Source organism: Thermoplasmata archaeon (assembly GCA_036395115.1).
In the GTDB taxonomy this organism is placed as follows: Archaea; Thermoplasmatota; Thermoplasmata; order RBG-16-68-12; family RBG-16-68-12; genus RBG-16-68-12.
The window spans coordinates 1-22193 of record DASWDU010000016.1 but is presented as its reverse complement, the minus strand read 5'-3'; the positions used below and the strand labels follow the sequence as shown (position 1 = coordinate 22193).

At 65.9% G+C, this 22193-nt stretch carries 19 protein-coding genes and 1 tRNA gene; 13 read left to right on the top strand and 7 right to left on the bottom strand.

From position 1 onward, the window contains the following. Nucleotides 1-40: 40 nt before the first annotated feature. The 7 genes from VF992_03525 to VF992_03495 all read left to right on the top strand — a co-directional run bounded on the left by VF992_03525 (nt 41) and on the right by VF992_03495 (nt 10263). A complete protein-coding gene (locus tag VF992_03525; protein HEX9340226.1) occupies nt 41-3352 on the top strand; it encodes a hypothetical protein in 3312 nt (1103 codons plus the stop codon). A 52-nt stretch (nt 3353-3404) separates the two neighbouring features. Continuing rightward, entirely contained in the window at nt 3405-4595 is a 1191-nt protein-coding gene (locus VF992_03520; protein ID HEX9340225.1) for a redox-regulated ATPase YchF, read from the top strand. Between the two features lie 382 nt (nt 4596-4977). Then, a complete protein-coding gene (locus tag VF992_03515) occupies nt 4978-7155 on the top strand; it encodes a DNA polymerase domain-containing protein (protein HEX9340224.1) in 2178 nt (725 codons plus the stop codon). Between the two features lie 161 nt (nt 7156-7316). Beyond that, nucleotides 7317-8270 (top strand): carbohydrate kinase family protein, encoded by a 954-nt coding sequence (locus tag VF992_03510; GenBank protein ID HEX9340223.1) that lies wholly within the window; start codon nt 7317-7319, stop codon nt 8268-8270. A 71-nt stretch (nt 8271-8341) separates the two neighbouring features. Next, entirely contained in the window at nt 8342-9091 is a 750-nt protein-coding gene (locus tag VF992_03505) for a DNA methyltransferase (protein HEX9340222.1), read from the top strand. Nucleotides 9092-9094: 3 nt separating this feature from the next. Further along, nucleotides 9095-9511 (top strand): hypothetical protein, encoded by a 417-nt coding sequence (locus tag VF992_03500; protein ID HEX9340221.1) that lies wholly within the window; start codon nt 9095-9097, stop codon nt 9509-9511. Between the two features lie 128 nt (nt 9512-9639). Further along, on the top strand, nt 9640-10263 hold the full coding sequence (locus VF992_03495; GenBank protein HEX9340220.1) for a 50S ribosomal protein L15e: 624 nt from the start codon (nt 9640-9642) through the stop codon (nt 10261-10263). On the opposite strand, the gene VF992_03490 is transcribed toward VF992_03495, so the two are convergent. Further along, nucleotides 10264-11124: a THUMP domain-containing protein gene (locus VF992_03490; protein ID HEX9340219.1), complete on the bottom strand. Its 861-nt coding sequence runs from the start codon at nt 11122-11124 to the stop codon at nt 10264-10266. 69 nt (nt 11125-11193) lie between these two features. On the opposite strand from VF992_03490, the gene VF992_03485 reads away from it, so the two are divergent. Next, nucleotides 11194-12003, top strand: a complete 810-nt coding sequence (locus tag VF992_03485; protein HEX9340218.1) for a sulfite exporter TauE/SafE family protein — start codon at nt 11194-11196, stop codon at nt 12001-12003. Nucleotides 12004-12049: 46 nt separating this feature from the next. On the opposite strand, the gene VF992_03480 is transcribed toward VF992_03485, so the two are convergent. Genes VF992_03480 through VF992_03470 form a run of 3 tightly spaced genes read right to left on the bottom strand, consistent with a single transcriptional unit; the run spans nt 12050 to nt 14678 of the window. After that, entirely contained in the window at nt 12050-12850 is an 801-nt protein-coding gene (locus VF992_03480) for an ABC transporter permease (GenBank protein HEX9340217.1), read from the bottom strand. Then, on the bottom strand, nt 12850-13629 hold the full coding sequence (locus VF992_03475) for an ABC transporter ATP-binding protein (GenBank protein ID HEX9340216.1): 780 nt from the start codon (nt 13627-13629) through the stop codon (nt 12850-12852). The genes VF992_03480 and VF992_03475 overlap by 1 nt, the downstream gene beginning before the upstream one ends. Before the next feature lie 2 nt (nt 13630-13631). Continuing rightward, entirely contained in the window at nt 13632-14678 is a 1047-nt protein-coding gene (locus VF992_03470; protein ID HEX9340215.1) for an ABC transporter substrate-binding protein, read from the bottom strand. A 151-nt stretch (nt 14679-14829) separates the two neighbouring features. Between VF992_03470 and VF992_03465 the strand changes: the two genes are divergently transcribed. Together VF992_03465 and VF992_03460 are read left to right on the top strand one after the other, a co-directional pair. Further along, nucleotides 14830-16140, top strand: coding sequence for an MFS transporter (locus VF992_03465; GenBank protein HEX9340214.1), 1311 nt, complete (start codon nt 14830-14832; stop codon nt 16138-16140). 32 nt (nt 16141-16172) lie between these two features. Then, nucleotides 16173-17354, top strand: coding sequence for a saccharopine dehydrogenase NADP-binding domain-containing protein (locus VF992_03460; GenBank protein HEX9340213.1), 1182 nt, complete (start codon nt 16173-16175; stop codon nt 17352-17354). 105 nt (nt 17355-17459) lie between these two features. Here the strand turns inward: VF992_03460 and VF992_03455 are convergent, their stop codons facing one another. After that, nucleotides 17460-18914 (bottom strand): aspartate aminotransferase family protein, encoded by a 1455-nt coding sequence (locus VF992_03455; protein HEX9340212.1) that lies wholly within the window; start codon nt 18912-18914, stop codon nt 17460-17462. A 369-nt stretch (nt 18915-19283) separates the two neighbouring features. Further along, nucleotides 19284-19368, bottom strand: a tRNA-Leu gene (locus tag VF992_03450). A gap of 97 nt (nt 19369-19465) precedes the next feature. Here VF992_03450 and VF992_03445 point away from each other — a divergent pair. Then, the gene (locus tag VF992_03445; protein HEX9340211.1) at nt 19466-19960 is read left to right on the top strand and encodes a hypothetical protein; all 495 of its coding nucleotides are present in this window, start codon (nt 19466-19468) and stop codon (nt 19958-19960) included. A gap of 22 nt (nt 19961-19982) precedes the next feature. Here the strand turns inward: VF992_03445 and VF992_03440 are convergent, their stop codons facing one another. After that, the gene (locus VF992_03440) at nt 19983-20207 is read right to left on the bottom strand and encodes a hypothetical protein (GenBank protein HEX9340210.1); all 225 of its coding nucleotides are present in this window, start codon (nt 20205-20207) and stop codon (nt 19983-19985) included. A gap of 132 nt (nt 20208-20339) precedes the next feature. Here VF992_03440 and glmM point away from each other — a divergent pair, with 132 nt between their 5' ends. Then, nucleotides 20340-21644 carry a phosphoglucosamine mutase gene (glmM, locus tag VF992_03435; GenBank protein ID HEX9340209.1) on the top strand — a complete coding sequence of 435 codons (1305 nt, stop codon included), beginning with the start codon at nt 20340-20342 and terminating at the stop codon, nt 21642-21644. Further along, a partial coding sequence (locus VF992_03430) for a sugar phosphate nucleotidyltransferase (GenBank protein HEX9340208.1) occupies nt 21641-22193 on the top strand: 553 nt, incomplete at its 3' end. The genes glmM and VF992_03430, both read left to right, overlap by 4 nt.

The window sequence follows — 22193 nt, the reverse complement described above, 5'->3', positions numbered from 1 at the left end:
CTTCCGGTCGGGAGCGAGCCGCTCGCCGGGAGCCCCTTGGGTGAGCGCCCGCGTCGAGGACTTTCCGGCGTGCGCCGCCTGCGGTGGCAAGCTCTTCCCGCTTGTCCTCTGCGATTCGTGCGGTGCCGCGTCGATCCTCCACGACGCCGACGAGCTCGAGTGGGCGGCACGATGTCCGGAGTGCGGGACCTTCAGCCCGTGGCAGCTGATCTGCGACGAGTGCCATTCCCGCTTCCCTGCGCCCGGCGCCGCCCCGGAGGCTCTTGCGGAGCCGGAAGCGCCGACGCCAGAGGCTCCCCCGGCGGCGGCGCCACAGCCGCCCCCGGCCGTCGTCGCGGAAGGCCGGACGAAGCGCAAGCTCCGCGGCGAAGTCGACCCGACCGTCGTCATGGACACCCTCAAGGCGTTCGGCCTCGACCCGTCTCGCGCCCAGGCGCTCGTCGATCGCGGCTACAACGCGATGTGGAAGCTCGCTCGGGCGAAGGAAGTCGAGCTCGGCCGAATTCCGGAGGTCGGACCACTCGCCGCCCGGAAGATCACGGCATCGCTTCGGCTTCTGAAGTACTCTCCTCCGCAGCGGACCAGGGAGCAGGTCGCGAAACAGGAATACGAGTGCCCTCTCTGCGGCTGCATGACCTCCGCTTTCGCCGCATCCTGCTCCGAGTGCGGCGCCTCCTTCGACGAGGAGGAGATGGACGAGGAGATTCGGCGGCAATTCGCGGCGGACGGGAAGGCGGGGCTCCTCGCGTTCTACGATGGCGGCCTCGCCGACAAGCCCGAGGACGCAGACATCCTGTACGCCCGCGGGTTGTTCCTCGAATCACTCGGTCGAATCGACGAGGCGATCGAATCCCTCGATCGGGCTCGATCCAAGCAGCCGGACGCCCGAAAATTCAAAGTTGCCCTCTTGCGGATCCAAGCCTCGCATGCGCGCAATCCCGGCGTTGCGGAGAAAATCCGGACGACCGCCGGATCCCTCCTCGATGATGTCTCCTGGGATCAGGAGGTCGCGGAACTCGACGACATCCTCGCCCGCGCGGGCCGGTCCTGCGACCGATGCGGACGGGCGCTGCCGGAAGGCGCGGACCGGTGCCCGGCGTGCGGCGCGCCGGTCGGGAGTGCCGAGGAGCCGGCGCCTCTGCCGCGGGCCGAGCGCGCGTCGCCGGAGCTCGACACCCTGGTCGACGACCTGCTCGTCGGCGAGCTCGAGGAATCCCTCTCCCCGGATGAACTCGACCGCACGAAGGCGGCGGTGCTTGACTGGCTGATCGAGGAGCTCGAGGAGTCGATGCGGCCCGAGGACAAGACGTCCTCAGTCCCCACGGAGGAGCCAGGCGAGGCAGAGGCCGCGACGCCATCCCCCCTCGCGTCGTCTGTCGGCTTCCTCTCGGGCTGGATGCGCGGCGGCCGGGGCCTCGTCAGCGGGGCCCGTCCGAAGAGCGGCGCGCGCCCCGCCGCGGGCAAGGTGAACGGACTCGTGAACGGCCAGGGCCGCGTGAACGGACTCGTGAACGGGATGGGTCGGGTCAACGGGCTCGTCGAGCCCGCGGGCCGCGTGAACGGACTCGTCACGGGCCGTGGACGGGTGAACGGCCTCGCCGGACCCCAAGGGAGGATCAACGGGCTCGTGAACGGTACGCCGTTCCTACGATCCGGCCGGATGTCGGTGCGCCTTGTAGGTCCATCCCGCCGTGTGCGCTACGCGGCGATCGCCTCCGGGACGCTGGTCGCCATCGTGATTGCCGCCCTCCTGTTCGTCCCGGTCCCCGGACCGACGTCTCCAATTTCGATCGATGGCTCGTTCGACGACTGGGGGCCGGTCCCGCGGTTCGACGCCGCGACGCAAGCGGCAAATCCCGACGTCTCGATTGCGCAGTACGCATCCCTTGTCGATCGCGACTCGTTGTATCTCTTCGCTTCGACGCAGGGAGTGACTTTCGGCGACTCGGTCGGATTCGACGCGGCATACTTCCTGATCGACGCGGACGGAAACGCTTCCACGGGCTTCTCGTTCGCCGGGGTCGGGGCGGATTCGGTCGTCGACGTCTTCGGCGGAAATCGCGCGCTGGCGGGAGCGCGGCTCTACGCCTTCCCGCCCGGCGCCGAGGTCAATTGGAGCCAGCGGCAACCTCGGGGCTCCGTGCTCGCGGCTTCGTCCGATCAAGGCGTGGAGGCAAGGGTCTCGCGATACGACCTCGACCGATTCAATTCCACAAGCTTCCGAATCCAGGTCTACATGGACGACTTCCGCGGCGAATCGAGTCGGGGCCTCGCTCGGCTCGGCCCGGAGGGGGGAGGCGTCCTCCTCGAGGTATCGTCCTTGACGCCGGTCCTGAACGCCGGTCCGACCGCCCTCTTCACGATCCGGGTTCGCGTGCTGGGAATTCCGGCCGCGACGACGTGGACCGTTTCGTCGATCCAGTGGAACGCCACCCCGGGCGTCTTCGTTTCCCTCTCGGCGGAATCCGTAACCTTGACCCAGGGCCAGCCGGCTCCCGTGATCACGGGGTCGGTCTCGGCCCCGGGATTTTTGCCGGGGCAGTTCCTCCAGATTGACGTCACCGGCGCGTACGCGAGCGACGGAGCGTCCAAGAAGCTGCCGGTCTTCGTGCACGGCGGGCCGGTCCGCGCCTATTTCGTCTCCTCGCCTGCGGTGGTGCGCATCGACGGCCTGTTCGCGGATTGGATCGGACGGGACGTCGCCGATTCGGACCCCGATCCCGTGAACAATTCGGATGTGAACATCATCCGGTACGGAGCGGCGGTCGACGCGTCGACCGCCTACTTCCACGTCGCCGTCGCCGGCGACCTGCTCGCGGGCGCGGTCCCCGAGCGGATCGTGCCGTGGCCTCCCGGCCAGGGTGGTAACACGTCGGGGCGACCGATTCCCCTTCCCCGCCAGACCGGGGAAGACGTCCTCCGGGTCTACATCGATCTGAACGCGACGGACACCGCCGGCTCGTGGATCGGCGAGATCTACGCCGACTACCTCTTCGAGATCCGGGGCGAAGGGGATCGGGTCACGTCGCGTTCGCTGTACGTTTGGTCCTCTGGATGGACGAACGTCCCCCTCCCCAGTGTGGCCCTCGCAAAGAACGACGCGGAAATCGAAGGCTCTCTCGCGGTCGGGCCGACGACGAGCCGGACTCGGATGGTCTTCGCGGCGACCGACTGGTCCGGGATCGGAGACGCGACTCCGCCGGTGAACGCGACCGTCCAGGCGCCGGCCCCTCTGTTCGAGCGGTCCGGGGCCGTGATCAACGCGCCAGAATTCCATGAGGTCGCGTTGCCCGCCGTCGCCACGGTGGTCCTCGTTTCCATCCTGGCACGCCGACGTCGACGGGGCGCGTGAGTCGGCCGCGGACCCGCCAAGGTACTTGTGCCGGTAGCCCGATGGTCGCCCCGTGGAGTTGGGGGTCGTCGGGAAGCCGAACGTCGGCAAGTCGACGTTCTTCGCGGCGGCGACGCTAGCGCCGGTCCAGATTGCGAACTATCCTTTCACGACGATCGACGCGAACCGCGGCGTCGCGTACGTGCGGAAGCCGTGTCCGCACGCCGAGCTCGGACGACCGTGCAAGCCGAACAACGCGCCGTGCAAGGACGGCACGCGCCTGATCCCGGTCGAACTCCTCGACGTGGCGGGGCTCGTGCCGAAGGCCCACGAGGGCCGAGGGCTCGGCAACAAGTTCCTCGACGACCTCCGGCAGGCGAGCGCCCTCGTCCACGTGATCGACGCAACAGGCGGGACCGACTTCGAAGGCAACCCCGTCCCCGCGGGGACCCACGACCCGCGGGACGACGTCCGCTTCTTGGAAGACGAGCTCGCGCATTGGATCGCGGGCATCCTATCCCGGAACTGGGACAAAGAGGCCCGGCGCGCGGACCTCGACGAGACGCCGCCGGAGAAGCTTCTCCAGACGCGGCTGACGGGCCTCGGCCTCACGGAAACCCAGATTCACATCGCGCTTCGCGAAATCGCCCTGGATCCGAAGATGGCGCGATGGACCGCCGACGATCTGCTGCGGATCGCTCGGGCGGTCCTCCGGCGGGGCAAGCCGATGATCCTCGCGGCGAACAAAGCGGACCTCCTGTCCCGGGCGGCGCTCGACCGCCTGGCGGACATCGAAGGCTACCGCGCACTCCCGACGTCCGCGGAGTACGAACTGGCGCTGCGACGCGCAGCGGGTGCCGGCCTGGTCGAGTACGAGCCCGGCGCGTCCGCGTTCCGAGTCGTGGCCCCGGAGAAGCTCACGCCCGCGCAGGCGAAGGGGCTCGAGCGAATCGAGGCCTTCCTCCGAGAGCGGGGCTCGACGGGCGTCCAGGCGTGCGTCGAGGAGGCAATCTTCAGGCTCCTCGATCTCGTCGTTGTGTATCCGGTGGAAGACGAACACCGTTGGACCGACAAGGCCGGGAACGTGCTCCCGGACGCGTTCCTCGTGCCCCGAGGCGCCACAGCGGTCGACGTAGCCTTTAAGGTTCACACGGACTTGGGCACCCACTTCATCCGCGCCATCAACGCCCGCACGAAGATGGTGGTGGGCCGGGATCACGCGGTCCAGGATGGGGACGTCATCAAGATCGTGGCGAAGGTGTGAGATGGTCACCTACGATGTTCGGATCATCACCGCTTCGTACAGGCGGGAGCCCCGCGACGGTCCCGAGTCGGCCCAGCTGCCGGTCATCCAGCTCTTCGGGCGCACGAGGGAAGGGAAGAGCATCGCGATCGAGTATTCGGGATTCCAGCCCTACTTCTTCGTGGTCGAGCCGTCACACGCTCTCCGGGGAGCGTTCGGGAGGGACCCGCAGGTCGTCAAGCTCGAGGACGTGACCTTGCAGCTCGAAGGAAAGCCGACCCCGTGCGCACGCGTCGTCCTCCGACAACCGTGGAAGACGCCGGAGTACCGGGAGAAGGCTCGGCGGTACGGCTCCATCCCCCTGGAGGCCGACATTCCGTTCCAACATCGGTTCATCTACGACATGGACCTCGGGGCCGCCGTCCGCGTCCACGGGACCGAAATCGACCCCGCCGGACGATACACGACGGACCTGTTCCTCCGCGCGGAGCGCTTCGACCCGTGCGAACCCTTCCGCCCCGAGCTCCGCATTCTTAGCTTCGACATCGAGAATTCGATTCGGGATGGTCACATCTTTTGCATCGGAGTGGCGTATCGGGAGAAGGGAGAACTCCGGACCCACATCCTGACCGGAAAAGAGCGAGAGATTATCGAGAGCTTCGTGGAGCTCGTCCACACACTCGACCCCGACATCATTTCCGGGTACAACATCGACGGGTACGACGTGCCCGTGCTGGTCAAGCGCGCAGAGAACAACGACATCCCGAAACTCCAGCTCGCCCGGGATTTCTCGGATTTCTTTCATCTCGGTGAGCGGTTCTGGCGAATAGACGGTCGCATCATGACAGACGTGTGGTGGGCCGTAAAGGCTGAGCGGCTGAATTTCCATCTGAAGCAGGAAACGCTCGACTACGTCGCAAAACAACTTCTCAAAGAGGGGAAGCACGAGCTCCAGCGCGGGAAGATTGACGAGGAATGGGAGCATGATAGCGACAAAGTGCTTCGGTATTGCATCAACGACGCGGAGCTCTCTCTGAAGATTTTGGAGCGCGTTCGCCGCATCGAGAAGACGCTCGACCTGGCGGCGGTGAGCAAGCTTCCGCTTGAGGATGTCCTCCACGGGAGGACATCGAACCTAATCGACTCAATCCTGATCCGAGCCGCCGACCGTGCGAAAGTCGCAGTGCCGATGATGAAAATGCGCGGTGGTCGCGTCGAACAAATCGAAGGCGGATACGTGCACAGCCTGCAGCCTGGACTGTATGAGTGGGTCATCTCGCTCGACTTCCGCGCTATGTATCCCTCCCTCATCATCGAGAACAACATCTGCTTTACCACCGTCTCGCCGGATGGGACCATCGAGAGCCCGACGGGCGCGAAGTTTCTCGCCGCGGACGTGAGGAAGGGGCTTCTCCCTGTCATCCTTGCGAACCTGATGGAAGACCGCCAAGAGGTGCGCGCGAGGATGCGGGTTACGACAGATCCACAATTGAAGGAGTTCTACGATGGCTTGCAGGCGGCGATCAAGGTCCTCATGAACGCATTTTACGGCGTACTCGCTTCCTCATTCTACCGGTTCAACGACCCGAAAGTGGGCGCATCAATCACCGCATTCGCGCGCGAGCGGATCAGGGGGATCATCGAGGAACTTGGTAAGGAGGGCGTGAAAGTCGTGTACGCGGACACGGATTCCGTGTTCTTCCAATCTCCCCTCCCCAGCCTCGAGGGCTCACTGGAATACGGGCGGAAAACGGCGGAGCGATTTTCACGCGGACGAATCAGTATGGAAATCGACAAGGTCTACCGCAGGTTGTTCTCGCATGGTCGTAAGAAGCGGTATGCGGGCCAGGTTGCGTGGCCGACGGAGGGAGAGATTGTCGTGCGTGGCTACGAGATTCGCCGGACGGACGCTTTCGACCTACAAAGTCGGGCGCAGCTAGCAGTGTTCGAGCGAATTCTCGATGGCTATCCGGACGACGCGATTGAGCTCGCAAGACAGCTCGTTTCTAACGTCAAGGCAGGCCATTTGTCGTCGGACGACATGCAAGGCAGTCCGTTTGAATCGCTCGTGATTTCACGGACGGTTAAGCCCACGGTGACAAGGGAGCTGCTTACTGATTCGCAGTTCTTGGTTGAGGACGAAGACCAGGAAAGGGATACTCGGAAAATGAGTCCTGAAGCGAAGGAGCAGGAAAAGCGAAGAAAGGGTGGTTATCTCAAGCCGGGTTCCCTCAGCAATGTTCTTGCAGCAAGAAAACTCCTCGAGATGGGGGAGGAATTCACACCGGGGATGAAGGTCTCTTGGATTGTCATAGACCACACTCAAAGCCCAATGGAGGTTGAGCCCTACATCTCGGGCCGTCCGTTCGAGAAGCAGCCGGACTGGGAGTACTACGCGCGGCGGGTCGCGCAGACCTTGGCCTACGTGACTGAGGTCTATGGGTGGGACGAGAAAGCATTGCTGACGGGCAAGCGATCGGAACAGAAATCGTTGTCGAGCGAGGAGTTCACCGGTGAGTCGCTCGGAAGTATGGGGCGACCCAAGACCGGGAAGAAGATGACGTTGGAGGATTACTTCTGACCACGCCGCAGGACGCGATTTGCCGCTTCTGTGGGTGGGAAGGTCCGAATGCGGTCCGCGATGCCCACGGGAGTCTCTTCTGCCCGGAGTGCGGTCGGCCGGCGGACTACAAGGTCATCGTCGACGAACTGAAGCGGCAAGGCCTGTGGAAGGCGTGAGGCATGGGGCGGAGGCGGCCGCGCGTCGTCGCGGTCGGCGACGCGATCGTGGACCTCGTCACGCCGCCGCTTCCGGCGATCCCGCACGGCGAGGACTTCCAGGGCCACGTGCCCGCGCTCGACGCCCTGCCCGGCGGGAACGCGACGAACTTCGCGCTCGGGATCGCGAGTCTCGGCGCGCGCACGAGTTTCGTGGGGGCGATCGGGGCGGATCCGAACGGGGCGATTCTGCGGCGCGCGTACCGTCGGTACGGCGTCCGGGCGCTCTTGCGGGTCGATTCGCACCGACCGACAGGGGCGACGATGGCCCTCACCTGGTCCGCGGGCGGGCGCGCGCTCATCACGGCGCTCGGGGCGAACGCGAGTCTCGCCCTGCGGGACGTGCCGTCCCGCCAGTTCGACAGTTCGGACCACCTCCACCGCTCGGGTTTCTGGTGGACGCAGCGCCTGATCGGGCGACCGACCTCCGTCCTCCTTGCGCGCGCCCGGCGGCGAGGCTTGACGACGTCCCTCGACGTCTCGACTGACCCGCACGGCTGGCCCGACGATCGCGTCGAGGCGGTCCGTGCGTGCCTCCCGAACGTGACGACGTTCTTCGGGAGCGAGGTCGAGGTGTGCGCGGTCGCGGGCGGGGGGTCCCCGATCAAGGCGGCGGGGCGTCTGCGATCCCTCGGCCCCGACGAGGTTGTCGTCCACCAGGCGGACCGCGGCGCGACCGTCGTCCACGGGTCCGGCCGCACGGCGTCCGCCGCGTTCTCCGTGCCCGTCGACAACCCGACGGGCTGCGGCGATGTCTTCAACGCCGGGTACGTGTACGCGCGCCTCATCGGCGCCGACCTCTCGGACGCCCTTCGGTTCGGCAACGCCGCGGCCGCCCTCCATCTCCGCGACCGGCGTCGCCCGTACCCGACCGCAGCCGAGGTGCGCCGGCTCGCACGCACATCCACCCGTCCCTAGGCAGATTTTCACTTTCGCCCATCTCCCCCTGGAAGGCCCGTTCATATGGGCGGGCGACGTACGTTGAACTCGTGGCCCTCGCCTCATCCCCCGCCGACCGATCCCTGGTCCCCGAGGCGTGGGCCATGCTCGGGCTCACGGACCTCGAGGCGTACACGTGCTGGGACTTCCCGACCCAATCCGACGGCCATCCCGAAGCCGGGGAGGCCTCGTTCAACGGCGTCACGCCGGCGCGGTGCGCCGAAAACCTCGTCCGCCGTTACAGCCGGCCCGACGAACTGGTCGTGGACCAAATGGCGGGGTCCGGGACCGTCGGCGATGTCGCCCGATCGCTGGGACGACGCGCGGTCTCGCTCGACCTCTCTCCACGCCGTGTGGGGATCATCCGGGCGGACGCCCGCGCCTGGCCCCTTCGCGACGGGTCCGCGGCCCTGGTTGTGGTCGACTCCCCCTATTCGGACAACATCGTGTACAGCCGCGATCCTCGGTGCCTGGGACGGATCTCGTGTCGGGACCCGCGATTCTTCGCGGAGATGTCCCGCGTCGCCCGCGAGGCCGGCAGGGTTCTGCGGCGCGGCGGCGTCCTCGCTTGGATCATCGCGGACGAATATCGCGGCGGCATCTACACGCCGGTCGGGTTCCGCCTTCTCTCCGCGCTTGAGCGAGAATTCGAGATCCTTGACACGGTTGTCCTCGTCCGCCATCACGACCGGTCGGCATCGCCGATGTGGGAGCACCGCGCGCGGCGGTTCAACTTCTTCCTCCGGGGGTTCAAGTTCCTCCTGATTGTTCGGAAACCCGTTGGGGATCCGGGAGGGTGAGACATGGAGACGGCGATGGATCGGACGAGTGACGCGTCGAGGGAGATCGTAGAAGCGCTGCGACGTCGCGTGCGGCTCGCCGCGGCCCGACACGAAGACCGCGTCGACGAACGCGTGAGCCGCTACTGGATCGCCTGGCGAAGCCACAACCGGGACCGCGTCTTCGCGGAAATCCGGCCGCTGAGGAAGCGGGTCGAGGTGTTCATCCTGCCGGGCCTCCGCGACCTCCGCGGAGGGGCGGGGCTGGCGCGTCGGGCACCGAGAACCCAGGGATGGGGCTGGTTCCGCACCCGATTCGACGTGAGGTCGATGAGCGAGATCGAGGTCGCGACGCGGCTGATTCTGCAGTCGTACCTGCACGGCGTCCGGGGGACGAGAGGGAACGGACGGCACGCGATCCGTCGGAGGCAAGGGCTTTAATACCGACCGCTCCTTGGCGCGGCGCTTTCGACGTCCCTGGTCCGGGAGATGTACCTGCGGGCGAATCCGAAAATCCAGGGGGTGTGGCCGTGGCCGAAGAACCGAGCGCTCCGGGACCGGAGCTTGCGATCGCGGGCGAGGGAGGGGAGAAAGCCCCCGCGCGGCCGAGGAATCTCTACGGTTTCGTCAAGCAGGCGTGGAAGAATCCCCGGAGCGGCGTCGTCGAGGAGACGCATTTTGGGCGCCTCGTCGAGTGGAGGCGCGGGCGCGCGTTCGTACGCATCGAGCGGCCCACGCGCATCGACCGCGCGCGGGAACTTGGCTATCGCGCCAAGCAAGGCTATGTCGTCGTGCGCGCGCGGGTCCGCCGCGGCGGTCGCCGCCGGCCAAGGCCGATGGGCGGCCGTCACCCGAAGCGACGCGGACTCGTGAAGATCACGATGGCCAAGTCGATCCAGCGGATCGCCGAGGAGCGGACCGCGAGGCACTACCCGAACCTCGAGGTCCTCAACTCGTACTGGGTCGGCGAGGACGGGGGCCACAAGTACTACGAGGTCATCCTCGTGGACCCGCAACACCCCGCGATCCGAGCGGACCCGAAGATCAACTGGATCTGTGATCCCGCGAATCGCGGCCGTGTGTTCCGCGGGCTGACGTCCGCGGGGAAGAAAGGTCGCGGTCTCTCGTACAAGGGCAAGGGCGCGGAGAAGGTCCGGCCGAGCATCGGAAGCCACGACCGCCGGGGCAAGTGATCAGGCGGACCGGATCCGGGACGCGATTTGCCCAATCTCGTCCCTGGACAACCCGATCACCGGCTCGAACACGGGAACCGGCACCGTCGGACGAAGGGCCGGATCGAAGTCGGGCCATCGGCTGCCGAGAAACACCGCATCCGCGCGGGCAATCTTGACGAGCTCCACGAGGTGCTCCGACCCGCGCAGTTCGAGGACCTTCAGTCCGACGTCCCATCTCCGCAAAGGGTCGGAGAAGGCGCTGTCCCGGGGCGCCGCTACTGTGACGCGGCATCCGCGCTTCATCCCCATCCAGGCGGCGACCATGCCCGCCTCATCGGCGACGACCGCGAGGGCCCTTCCCTGGCTCCCGAGCGGCAGCCCCCCGGGACCCGGCCATGTCTCTCGGAACACGAAGCCGCGATTCTGCCGCACCTCGATATGGATCTCGACATCCGGTCGCGTCAGGTTGACGCGTGCGTCCGGATGGGCCCGTCGAATGTCGTCTCCAAGGATCCTCGCGAGGTCTTGGCTCGTGTACGGATGCGTGCCCACCCGGCGCGTCCGCAAGGCGAACGCCTGGCGCGGTCCGAGAGTCCTCGCCGCCTCCGCGAGGACCGCATCGCGTAGCGCCGCGACGTCCGCTTTCGTCTCTGCGGCGGGGCTGATGGAGACGACGCCGAACACGCGCCCGAGGATCCCGCGCGCCCGCGCGATGTCGTCCGCGTGGACGTAGACCCGTGCCTCGTCCGCTTCCGTGATGCATTCCACGCCTTCGGCCGCGAACAGGTCCTGGATATTCCCCACGAGCCGGTCGCGAAGCTGGCGTCGGACGAACTTGCTTTTCAGCGCGATCTCGCCGAACCGGACGAGGAGCACCACGGTTTTCCGAGCCGTCCAACTCCCGTAGAATCTCGTCAGTAATTAATACGGCCCTGGCTTTCGCGCCTCGTGGACGCGCTTCTCCTGATAGTGCAAGCCGTCCTCATTTTCGGGGTTGCGTTCATCTACTCGAACCTGGGCCTAGGCGGTGGCCTCCTGTTCGTCCCGATCCTCCTGTCCACCGGGGTCGCGGAAAGCTCCATCGCAGTCCCGATCTCCCTCACGTTCACGATCGCCACGGCGGCGTCGTCCACGGTGAACCACTACCGCCAGGGCCTCGTCGACTTCCGGCTCGGCGGCGCCCTCGTTGCGGGAGCCCTCGTCGGCGCGGTCATCGGCAGTCTCTTCACCCTCGTCGTCCTGGTGGACGAGCGCTCATTCAAGGCGTTCTTCATCGCGGTCCTCGCCGTGTTCGGGACGTACATGCTCTGGGACTGGATGCGGAACGCGCGCTCCGTGGACGAGGACGACCCCTCGAAGCTCACCCCAGCCCGGAAGGCAGGCGTGACCACCGCGACGTTCGGGTCCGGGTTCCTCTCCGGGAGCATGGGGATTGGCGGCGGCCTGCTGAACGTGCCGCTCCTCGTGTACGGACTCGGCCGGAAGACCCGCAAGGCGATCGGGACGTCGGCCCTCCTAATCATCCCGACGTCGGCGGTCGGTTTCGTCGCCTACCTCGGAAACCTCGCCCTCGCGCCGTCCGGATTCGCCTGGCCCGGGGACTATCTTCTGATTCCGGTCTTCATGCCAATCGTGTTCGTCGGCTCGTACCTCGGTTCCCGGTGGGGGCTCAAGAAGCTGAAGACGCGGTCGGTCGCCCTAATCTTCATCCTCGTGTTGTTCCTCGCCGCCGGTAAGCTCGTCCTCGATTTGCTCTGATCCGGGATTGCGGACAAGGCCGGCGGCGGGACGGTCCACCTGCGCTTTACCGGTGGGCGACGAGCCCCCAACGCCGGTTGATCCATTCCTGCGAGCGGGAGAAGACCACGCGGTCCACCACGATCCCGAGGATCAGGATGACCAGCATGACGGCCATCACCTGCGCGGTGTTCAGATATTCGCTCCCCTGCTCGACCAAGAATCCGAGGCCGATCGTCGCGAAGATGACCTCCGCTCCGATGAGGGACCGCCACGCGAACGACCATCCCACCTTCGCGGAGGAGATCAGGTGCGGCAGCGTCGCCGGGACCGTCACCCGCAATATGAGATCCATCCCATCGCATCCCATGTTTCGGGCCGCCTTGAGGTAGATCGGGGGCACCGTCCGCAAGGAGTCCGCGGCCGACACCGTGACGGAGAAGAGGGATCCGATGATCGTGACGAAGAGGAGGGCTGTCTCCGAGAAGCCGAACCAGACGAGGCTCAGTGGAACCCATGCGATTGACGGGAATGTCTGCAGCCCGAGGACGTACGGCTGGATCCCCTTCCCGAAGGTGGCGAAATGGACCATGAGGAGGGCGAGGATCGAGCCGAGGACCAGGGACAACAGGAATCCAACGGCGAGTCGAGAGAGCGTCGCCCCGATCGACCGAGCAAGCGTCGAGTTGTTCCAGAGGTCGGCGAAGGCGGCGCCCACCTCCGAGGGGCCTGGGAACAGATAGATTTTCCACACCTGCAATTGGACGAGGACCTCCCAGATCGCGAGGAATCCGACCGCGACGAGCACCATTGGGATCAGATGGACGAACTCCTGCGATGGCCTCCGCTTCTCTGCGGCGGGCGCCACTACAGCGGGTGATGGTTCGCCCATTGGACTTCCGCCTTGAGGATTTCGTTGGCCCTTTGGATTCGGTCCACGATCGTGGGGTCGTTCACCGTTCTCGGCCTCGGGGCGTCGTTCCTCAAGATTGCGCTGACGGTCCCGGGCCGATGGGAGAGGACGATGATCCGATCGCCCAAGACCGCGGCTTCTCGGACGTCGTGGGTGACGAAAAGGGTCGTCGTCAGGTTCCGCAGCCAGAGGTCTTGCACGACGACTTGCATCTCCTCGCGGATCTGGACGTCCAACGCCGCGAACGGCTCGTCCATGAGCAGGACTTTCGGCCGCAGGACGAGCGCCCGTGCGAGTCCTACCCGCTGTTTCATCCCTCCCGACAGCTCGTGAATCCGCGCGTGCGTGAAGTTCTCGAGTTGCACCATCTTGATGAATTCCGCGACGCGCGCTTCCCGTTCGTCTCGAGGTAGCCCGGCCACCCTCAACCCGAACTGGACGTTCCCGTGGACGTCGAGCCAGGGGAACAGCGCGGACTCCTGGAAGACGACGACCCGATCCGGCCCGGGACCGTCGACGCGCTTTCCATCCATCTCGACCCATCCCGTCGTGGGTTCCTCGAGGCCCGCGACGAGGCTGAGGAGGGTCGACTTCCCGCATCCCGAGGGGCCGACGATCGTGAGGAATTCCCCTTCCCGCGTCGTGAGGTTGATGTCCCGAAGGGCTTCCACGCCGCCCGTTTTGCCTTCGAACGTCTTCCCTAACGAGACGATCTTCAGTGTCGCGCCCTTCATCCTCAACTCACCGGAGGCAAGCCCCTAGTCGCAAGGATGTCATTGAGAAGACTCAAGTCGTAGAGACCGTCGGTGCTGACGCCGGTCGGCAGGAGGCCTAGCTCCTGGGCCCACGTGAGGTATGTGGCGAGGGAGGATTCGACCGGATCGTACGTGACGTTCATGTTCGTGAACGCGGAGGCAATCGTCGCGTTAGGGACGCGATTCTTGGTCGCGTTGTAGATTGCGTCGCTAACCACTCCGATCGTGGAAGTGCTCGAGTTCTGAAGGAACAACGTCAGGTTCACGTGGGCCTCCAGGAACCTCTTGACGATGTCTCGGTGGGAGTCGAGATATCGTTTCGTCGCGACGAGGTGCGTAGTCACGAAACGTCCGTTGGGCCAAAGGGACCTCTCGTCTAAGAATACTTTCCCGCCCGCCTCCAACACGAGCCGGGTCGCCCAGGGTTCCGGGACCCAGGCGCCATCGATCTGGTGAAGCTGGAATAGGGACAAGATGTTCGAGTTCGGGGCGTTGATGACCTCCACATCGCCGCCGTTGTCGGACGTCCGGTGGCCCTGCGTCAGGAGGAAGTGCTTCAGCGCGATGTCCTGGGTGTTCCCCAGTTGCGGCGTCGCGAACTTCTTGCCCGAGAAGTCGGCGCTCGTCATCAGGTTGAGCGTTGGCTGGATCACGAACATCGCGCCGCCGCTCGCGCCCCCGGCGATTACGCGAATCACGTCGGGGCCGACGACGACCAAGCTGCTGAGCGTCGGAGACGGACCCAGGAACACGAGGTCGACCCGGTTGGCCAGGAGGGCCTTGATCGCGTCGGGCCCCGCGTTGAAGACCCGCGCCTCGAGTGTAAAGGGACTTCCTAAGGCGTCTTGGTAGGCTCCGGTCGATACGCCGTACAGCGCTTGGGCGTGCGTCACGTTCGGGAGGTACCCGAGCCGGACGACCGTCCAGGACGGCGCCGACTCGAGGTACGCCGCAAGGATCGCAATGGAAAGAAGGACGGCGGAGACGGCGACCGCAGCGAACGCGAGATTCGTACGGAGGCGCGACACACTCCTAGGGAAGCGGCCTCGCGATAAAGACTATCCGCGACCGCCCCAGGCAGGCGTGCACGAATTGGGTCATTTCGCGCTCCGACCTTGACGTCGGGCGCAAAACCCATATAGTCGCGGGGGGGTGCGGCGGCCTCGCTCGACCGAAGGGATGGGTTTGGAGCGAGCGAAAGGTTCGCGCTGGTTCTACTCGTACCTGCCGCAAGGGATTGCGGGCGGCGCGACGTCCGCGCTGATTCCGCTGTTCGCGTACGCCTTGGGCGGAGGCCTCTCCGTCGTCGGCATCATCGCCGCCGCGACGAGCATCGCCTCGGTCCCCGCGTTCATGCTCTGGGGCTCCCTGTCCGACCACCTCGGTCGGCGGAAGATCTTCCTCTTGATCGGGTTCACGGGGAACACCGTCTGCTTCGTCTTCATGGCCGCCAGCCGGTCTCTGTCGGAATTCTACCTGGCGAACCTGCTCATCGGCGCCCTCGGGGCCGCGAGCGCTCCGGTCGGGACCGTTCTCATCATGGAGACCACCGCACGACCGGAATGGCCGTCGCAGCTCGCCTTCGTGAGCCGAATCGGGGCGGCGGGGTGGGTTGCGGGACTCGGCCTCGGGGTCGTGTGGCTCGCGTTCGGCCCCGCGCTCGTCGGATCCGGTCTCGACGTGATGCGAACCCTGTTCTTGATCGGCGCGGCGTTCGGAGCGATATCCGTCTTGCTCGCGTTCCTGTGGACGCAGGAGCCCACGAAACACGTGGACCGGAAGGAGGTCCAGGGCACGTACGCCCGGCCTCGCGTCGAGCGGGGGCGGTACTTCCCGATGTGGGTCCTCCACTACTTCGATGTCCGGGCCCCTCGACCGCCGGACGCCCGGCTGCCGCCCTCGCTGCGGACCTACCTAATCTGCGTCTTCCTGTTCTTCGGCGGCTTCACCGCATTCTACAGCTTCTTCCCGATCTTCCTCACCCAAGTCTACTCATTGTCGAACCCGGAAGTGTTCGCGGTCTACATCGGGAGCCAGGCGATGTCGATCGCCGCGTACCCGTACGTCGGGAAGTGGATCTCGTCGCGCAAAGGTGCGTCGATGCAGATCTACGCTGTCGTCGGGCGCTCCGTCCTCTTCGGTTCCTTCTTCGCGGTGGGCTTCGTGCCGATGCCTTCCGCCGGCCTCTTCGCGCTCATCTTCCTCCTCCACTCCGGCGTCGGGCTCTGCTGGGCCATCATCAACGTCGCGGGTTCGACCCTCGTGTCTCACCTGGCTCCGGCGAAGGGCCGAGCGCAGGCGTTCGGTGCGTACAACGCCGTCCAAGGGTTCGGATCGATCTTGGGGCCGCTCCTCGGCGGCTTCACCGCGGAATGGCTTGGATACGGTCCGGCGATCGCCGTGAGCGTCGGCCTAATCCTATCCGGATCCGCCCTCCTCGCGGCGCTATCCCTCGGCGATGGCGAAGCGTTTCTCGAAAAGGGTAAATGAGGTCCGCGGCTTCTCGCACTTCGGTCCGAGTCGTGAAGATTCTGATCCTCGGGGGATACGGCGCGATGGCGCAATCGACTGTCCCCGATCTTCTCTCGAGCCCCGGCGTGGAGCGAGTCGGCATCGGCGGCCGGAACGCCGACAAGGCGAACGCCGCCGCGAAGACGTATCGGGACGACCGCGCGATCCCCGTCCCGATCGACGCGCGGGACCCCGTCGCCCTCGGCCGAGAACTCCGGAACTGGGACTGCGTGATTAACAGCTCGTGGTACGATCTCAACGTCCCGATCACGGAAGCGGCGATCCAGGCGGCCGTCCACTACTGCGACCTCGGCGGATTGTACCACCAGACGCTCCGCCAACTGAAGCTGGACAAGCGGGCGAAGGACGCGGGCGTGACGTGCGTCCTCGGGATCGGATCCACGCCGGGCACGATGAACGTCCTCGGGATGTACGGGGCGAGCCAGCTCGATCGGGTTCACAAGGTCCAGCTTCGCAGCAGCGGCGCCGTCGTGTCCGGCGGCGAACCCGGGACGTTCGTGCCTCCGTACGCGATCCGCACGATCCTCGACGAGTTCTCGATGGACGCGCCGATCCTCCGGCAAGGCAAGATCCAGTTCGTCCCCGCGCTCTCCGGCCTCGAGCGGTCCGAGTTCATCGCCCCCGTCGGCGTCGTCGAGGGCTACTACACGATCCACTCGGAATTGGCGACGATGCCCCTGACGATCGGGAAAGGCGTGCAAGAGATGGACTTCATCGTGGCGTTCCCGCCGGCGTTCCGTGAGACGATTGCGACCCTCGTTCGGCTAGGCCTCGCGAGCCGCAAGGACGTCGTCGCGGAAGGCTCGAAGGTACGACCGTACGACCTGACGTCCACCGTGATCGACCGGCTGCCGAAACCGCGGGAGCCCGAACTCGACGTCGACATTCAGCGGTGCGTCCTCTTCGGGGAGCGGGACGGTCGCGATGTGACGTTGCGGTACGAGGCCGTCACGTGGCCTCACAAGACGTGGAACGTCGGCGGCGGAGTCGTCGACACGGGGGTGCCTCCCTCCATCGCCGCGCAGTGGGCCGTGAAGGGGTTGATCAAGGAGCGAGGGGTCATCCCCCCGGAAATCGCGTTCGACCCGCTGCCGTATTTCAAAGAACTCGCGAGCCGAGGCCGGGGGATTCGCGTGATCGAATATTCCGAGGAGACGCGCGCATTGAACTGAGTCCGTCCGGGCAGCCGATGCGGACCGAAAACGGCCGACGCCGAAGGGGTCGCAGTCGAGCCGATTCGAAGCGGGTCGGCGAAACCTTTCGAAGCCGACCGGCGTTCACACGCTCGGGGGCGGCTGTGCCTCCCCGTAGAAGGCCGCCTGTTCTCCGACGGCTTGGAGCTGGACCGCTGGGGTCTTCTCCCGGTGGCGTCCCGCCTCCTTCGCGATCGCGGCGAACGCGTTGTCCGCGACCTCGAGCGCCCACTCGATGTCTTCGTCCGTGTGCTCCGTGCAGAGGAACGCCCGCTCCCCCGTGTTCGGGATGCCGAACAGGACGTTGTTCCCGAGGCAGTGGATGAACCAGTTCCACCAGCGCCGGGTGTTGGCGCTGAGGGTGTCGCGGAAGGTCCGGATTTCGTCCTTCGTTGTGAAGTAGACGTTCCCGATCGAACCGACGTACTCGACCCACGCCGGGAGGCGTCGATCGTCCGCGAGGTCCTGGAGGCCCGAGAAGAGTTGCCGGCCGAGGCCGTTGACATGGTCGTAATACTCCGGATGTTCGCCGAGGATCTGCAAGCACTTCAGCCCGGCGGCCACGCTAATCGGATGCCCGTTGTAGGTCCCGGCGTGGAACGTCGCGTACTTCCACCCGCGTCCCGGCTCGAGGACGTCCATGATCTGCGCCTCGCCGCCGAATCCCGCCAGCTGGAAGCCGCCCCCGGCGATCTTGCCGAACGTCGTCATGTCCGGGCGGATGTCGTAGTATTCCTGGGCGCCGCCGTACGCGAGGCGGAAGCCCGTGAGGACCTCGTCGAAGATCAGCACGATCCGCCTCTTCCGCGTGAGCTGCCGCAGCCGCCTCAGGTAATTGCCCTTCGGGACGATCACGCCGGGTCCGCACAGGACCGGTTCGACGATCAGGGCCGCGATCTCGTCGTCGTTCTCCTCGAGCACCGCGGCGGTCCCCTCGATGTCGTTGTACGGGTAGATGACCACGGTGTCCGACACGGCCTTCGGGATGCCGCGGCCGTAGGGCACGGCCTTGTAGCCGTTCATCCGCCGCGCGGTCCGGCTGTCCATGTCGATGCTCTGCAGGACGTAATCGTGGGCGCCGTGGTACGCGCCCTCGGCCTTCGCGATCTTCTCGCGGCCCGTGTAGGCGCGCGCCGTGCGCAGGGCGTGCATCGTCGCCTCCGTGCCGCTGTTCGCGAGCCGCATCTTCTTCATCGACGGCACGGCGCTCTGGACCGCCTCGAGGTAGTCGACGAACAGTTCGCTCGTGACGCCGAGCATCGAGCCGGACTCGAGTTGTTTGATCACCTCGAGCGCGATGTCCCGGTTGTTGTGGCCGAGGAGCAGTCCGCCGAACCCCATCATGAAGTCGAGGATCTTGTTGCCGTCGACGTCGTAGATGTAGCCGCCGTCGCCGTAGTCCGCGAGGAAGGGGTGCGGCTTGAAGAAGCGGATGTTGCTCTCGACGCCCCCCGGGGTCAGGCGGCTGGCGCGGCGCCAGAGCTGGGCGCTTCGCTTGTGTCGCGTCAGATACTTCCGACTGAACTTCTGGGACGGCAACTGATCACCTCCAAGTGAAAATGAGGCCGATCCACTGACCGGCGACCGGGGTCCGGGCGCCCCGGAAACCCGTTCACTTGGCCGTTATTGAGATGCCCTTGGGACTATGAAAAAGTTTCGAGCTTAGTTTGCGGTTTGTATATCAAACGTGAAAGCGCGTAGAATTATATCTCGTACATATACCTCGCGTCCGACGAATGTCGGGCAGTTGGTTTATATGGCGGCCCCGTTCGTCCGTGAAGGCCGCGTACAAAGCGGTCCCTCGATGCCGATTCGGGGGCGCTCGTCAAGACCCCATCCGATCCGCCCGGATGCCCACTTCTGGACCTAGGCGTTTTCGCGAACTTTCGCGCGTGGGCGCGAGTGGAATGCGTGGGGCAGGATTTGAACCTGCGAACCCCTACAGGACAGGGTCCTGAGCCCTGCGCCTTTGACCAAGCTTGGCAACCCACGCATCCGATATCGGTCGCGAATTCGTGTTCGCGTAATAACGTTGCGGTGGCCCTCCGAGCAGGGCCGAAAACCCCAAGCCGATGACGGAGGTTGGACGCGTGATGTTCGAGAAACGCGAAGTCCGGTTCCTCACCGGGACTCGCCGCGACGTCGTGTGGGCGAGGGCGTGGGACTGGTGGGGCCGGCAAGGGTTCCGTTTGACGCAGACGGGTCCGTACCGCGCCCACGGCTCGTCTCGGTACGCTCGGATCGGCCTGCGGCACGAGTTCGATCTGATCCTGGACGAGCAGGGCGGAGGGACGAACGTGGACCTCTCGTTCCACGCCCAGGTCACGGACGAGGGATTAATTGCGGGCGCCGTGACCGCGGTGTTCTTGCTGCCCGTGGCCGTCCTCGGCGGCGCGGTCTCCTACTCGGAATACGAGTCGGATGCCCGGAATTTGATGATCGCCTTCTGGCGATCGATCGAGACGTCCAGCGCCGACGGTCCCACGCCAACCCCTTCCGAGGTGCCGCCCCCATGCAAAGGATGCGGCGCTGCGATGCTGCCCGACTGGAAGGTTTGCCCCGACTGCGGACTCCGGCGCGAGTGACGGCGGACGGAGCGGGCTAGGGTCAGCTTCGTTTCTTCATGATCTTCATGAAGCCGCTCGATTCAAAGACCTCGAGCTGTCGCTCCGCAAGCGTGCTGCGGAAGTCGTCCCAGCTGATCACCTCAATTCGGTTGTTCCGGCCTTTGGTGAACTGTATCCCGTCCGTGCCTCTGACCCGGCCCGGCCGGAGGCCCTTCTTCTTCGCTTTCTCGATGGCGTCCTCGACGCCGACGGGTTCCATGACCATCCGATCCCTCCGGATGCGCGACCCGACCCAGCGCGCCGTCGCGAATTCAGGCATCGATATATAATGGCTTCTTTCCGATTATGAGCCACGGAGTCCGAAGTGCTTTCAATCGCGCACGCCGTATCGCCGCCGTTGACTCGCTTCGGGTCGTCCGGCATCCGGGGCCGGGCGAATGTGGACGTGACCCCCGACCTCGCCCTCCGCGTCGGGATGGCGTTAGGGGAGCTGCACGGCCGCACGATCGTCGGACGCGATCCCCGGCTCACGGGCCCGATGCTGGCCCAGGCGCTGATCGCGGGCGTCTTGTCCGCCGGATCGGACGTCGCCGACGGGGGACTCGTCTCAACCCCCACGCTCGCCCGCGGTGCCGACGAGTACGCGTGCGGCGCGATGATCACGGCCTCGCACAACCCCGCCCCGGACAACGGCATCAAGCTCTGGAATTCCGACGGGATGGCCTTCGACGAGGCGCAGCAGAAGGAGATCGAAGCCCATCTCGAGGCGAACCGGTTCCGTTCGGCCGCGTGGGATCGCGTCGGAGCGGTCGGGTTTCGGCACGATCTCATCGAACGCCACATCGACGCGGTCCTCCGGGACGTCGGCCACGCGACACTCCGCGTCGTCGTCGACTGCGGATGCGGGGCGACGGCCACGATCACGCCTCACCTCCTTCGACGGATGGGCTGTGAGGTCGTCGCGTTGAACGCGCACGCGGACGGCCATTTCCCCGGCCGCGAGCCCGAGCCCACCGAAGAGAATCTCCGCTTGCTCATGTCGACCGTGCCGGCCGTGAAGGCGGATCTGGGGATTGCCCACGACGGCGACGGCGATCGCATGGTGGCGGTCGACCACGAGGGCCGTTTCGTCGGAGGGGACGCGCTGCTCGCACTCTTTGCGAAGCGCGAGGTGCGGCGCGGCCTCGTCGTCCCCGTCGACGCGTCGATGGTCCTCGAAGACGTGCTCCCGAAAGCGAAGATCTGGCGGACCCGCGTCGGCGACGTGTACGTCGCGGCCGAACTCAAGCGGCGCGGGGCCGACTTCGGCGGCGAGCCGTCGGGAACGTGGATCTTCCCCAAGATTTCGTATTGCCCGGACGGCGTGTACGCCGCCGCGCGGCTCGTGTCGCTGGTCGCGGATCACCCGCTCGCGTCGCTCGCGCGCGAGATCCCGCGGTATCCCATGATCCGGGCATCGATCGGATACGACGCATCGAAGCGGGGTTTGATCGAGGCGCGTCTCGATTCGGCGATGCGGGGGATCGCATCGGACGTGACCACGGTCGACGGTTGGCGCCTCCAGTTCGAAGACGGCTGGGCGCTCGTCCGTTTCTCCGGGACGGAACCGAAAATTCGTGTCCTCGCTGAGTCGCGCGATGACGCCAGAGCAAAGGAGATATATTCTACGGTCCTATCGAGCGCAAAAGGCGCCGCCGCATGAAGGCAGTCGTCCTCGCGGCCGGCGAGGGAACTCGGATGCGTCCCCTCACGGCCAATCTTCCCAAGCCGCTTCTGCCGGTGGCGGGCAAGCCGTTCTTGCGCCACACGCTCGAGGCGCTGCGGGCCGCCGGGATCTCGGAGGCGGCGATCCTGATCGGATGGCAGGGCCACCGGATCCGGGAGAGCTTCGGAGACGGCGAGGGGCTGGGCCTCTCGATCGCGTACGAGGAGCAGTCGGAGCGGCTCGGCACGGCGCACGCGCTGGGCTGCATGCGGGCCTACGTCGACGGTCCCTTCCTAAGCGTGAACGGGGACGTCGTCGTGTCGGGCGACGCGCTCGCGGCGATGATCGCCCACCATCGCGCCGTCCGAGGGCCCGTGATGGCGCTCGCGGAGGTCCCGGATCCTCGAGCCTTCGGCGTCGTCGAGATGGACGACGGCAAGGTCGTGGGCTTGGAGGAGAAACCGCGTCGGCCGAAGTCGAACCTGATCAACGCGGGCATCTACATCTTCGACAAGGACATCTTCCCGCTGATCGACAAGACGGCGA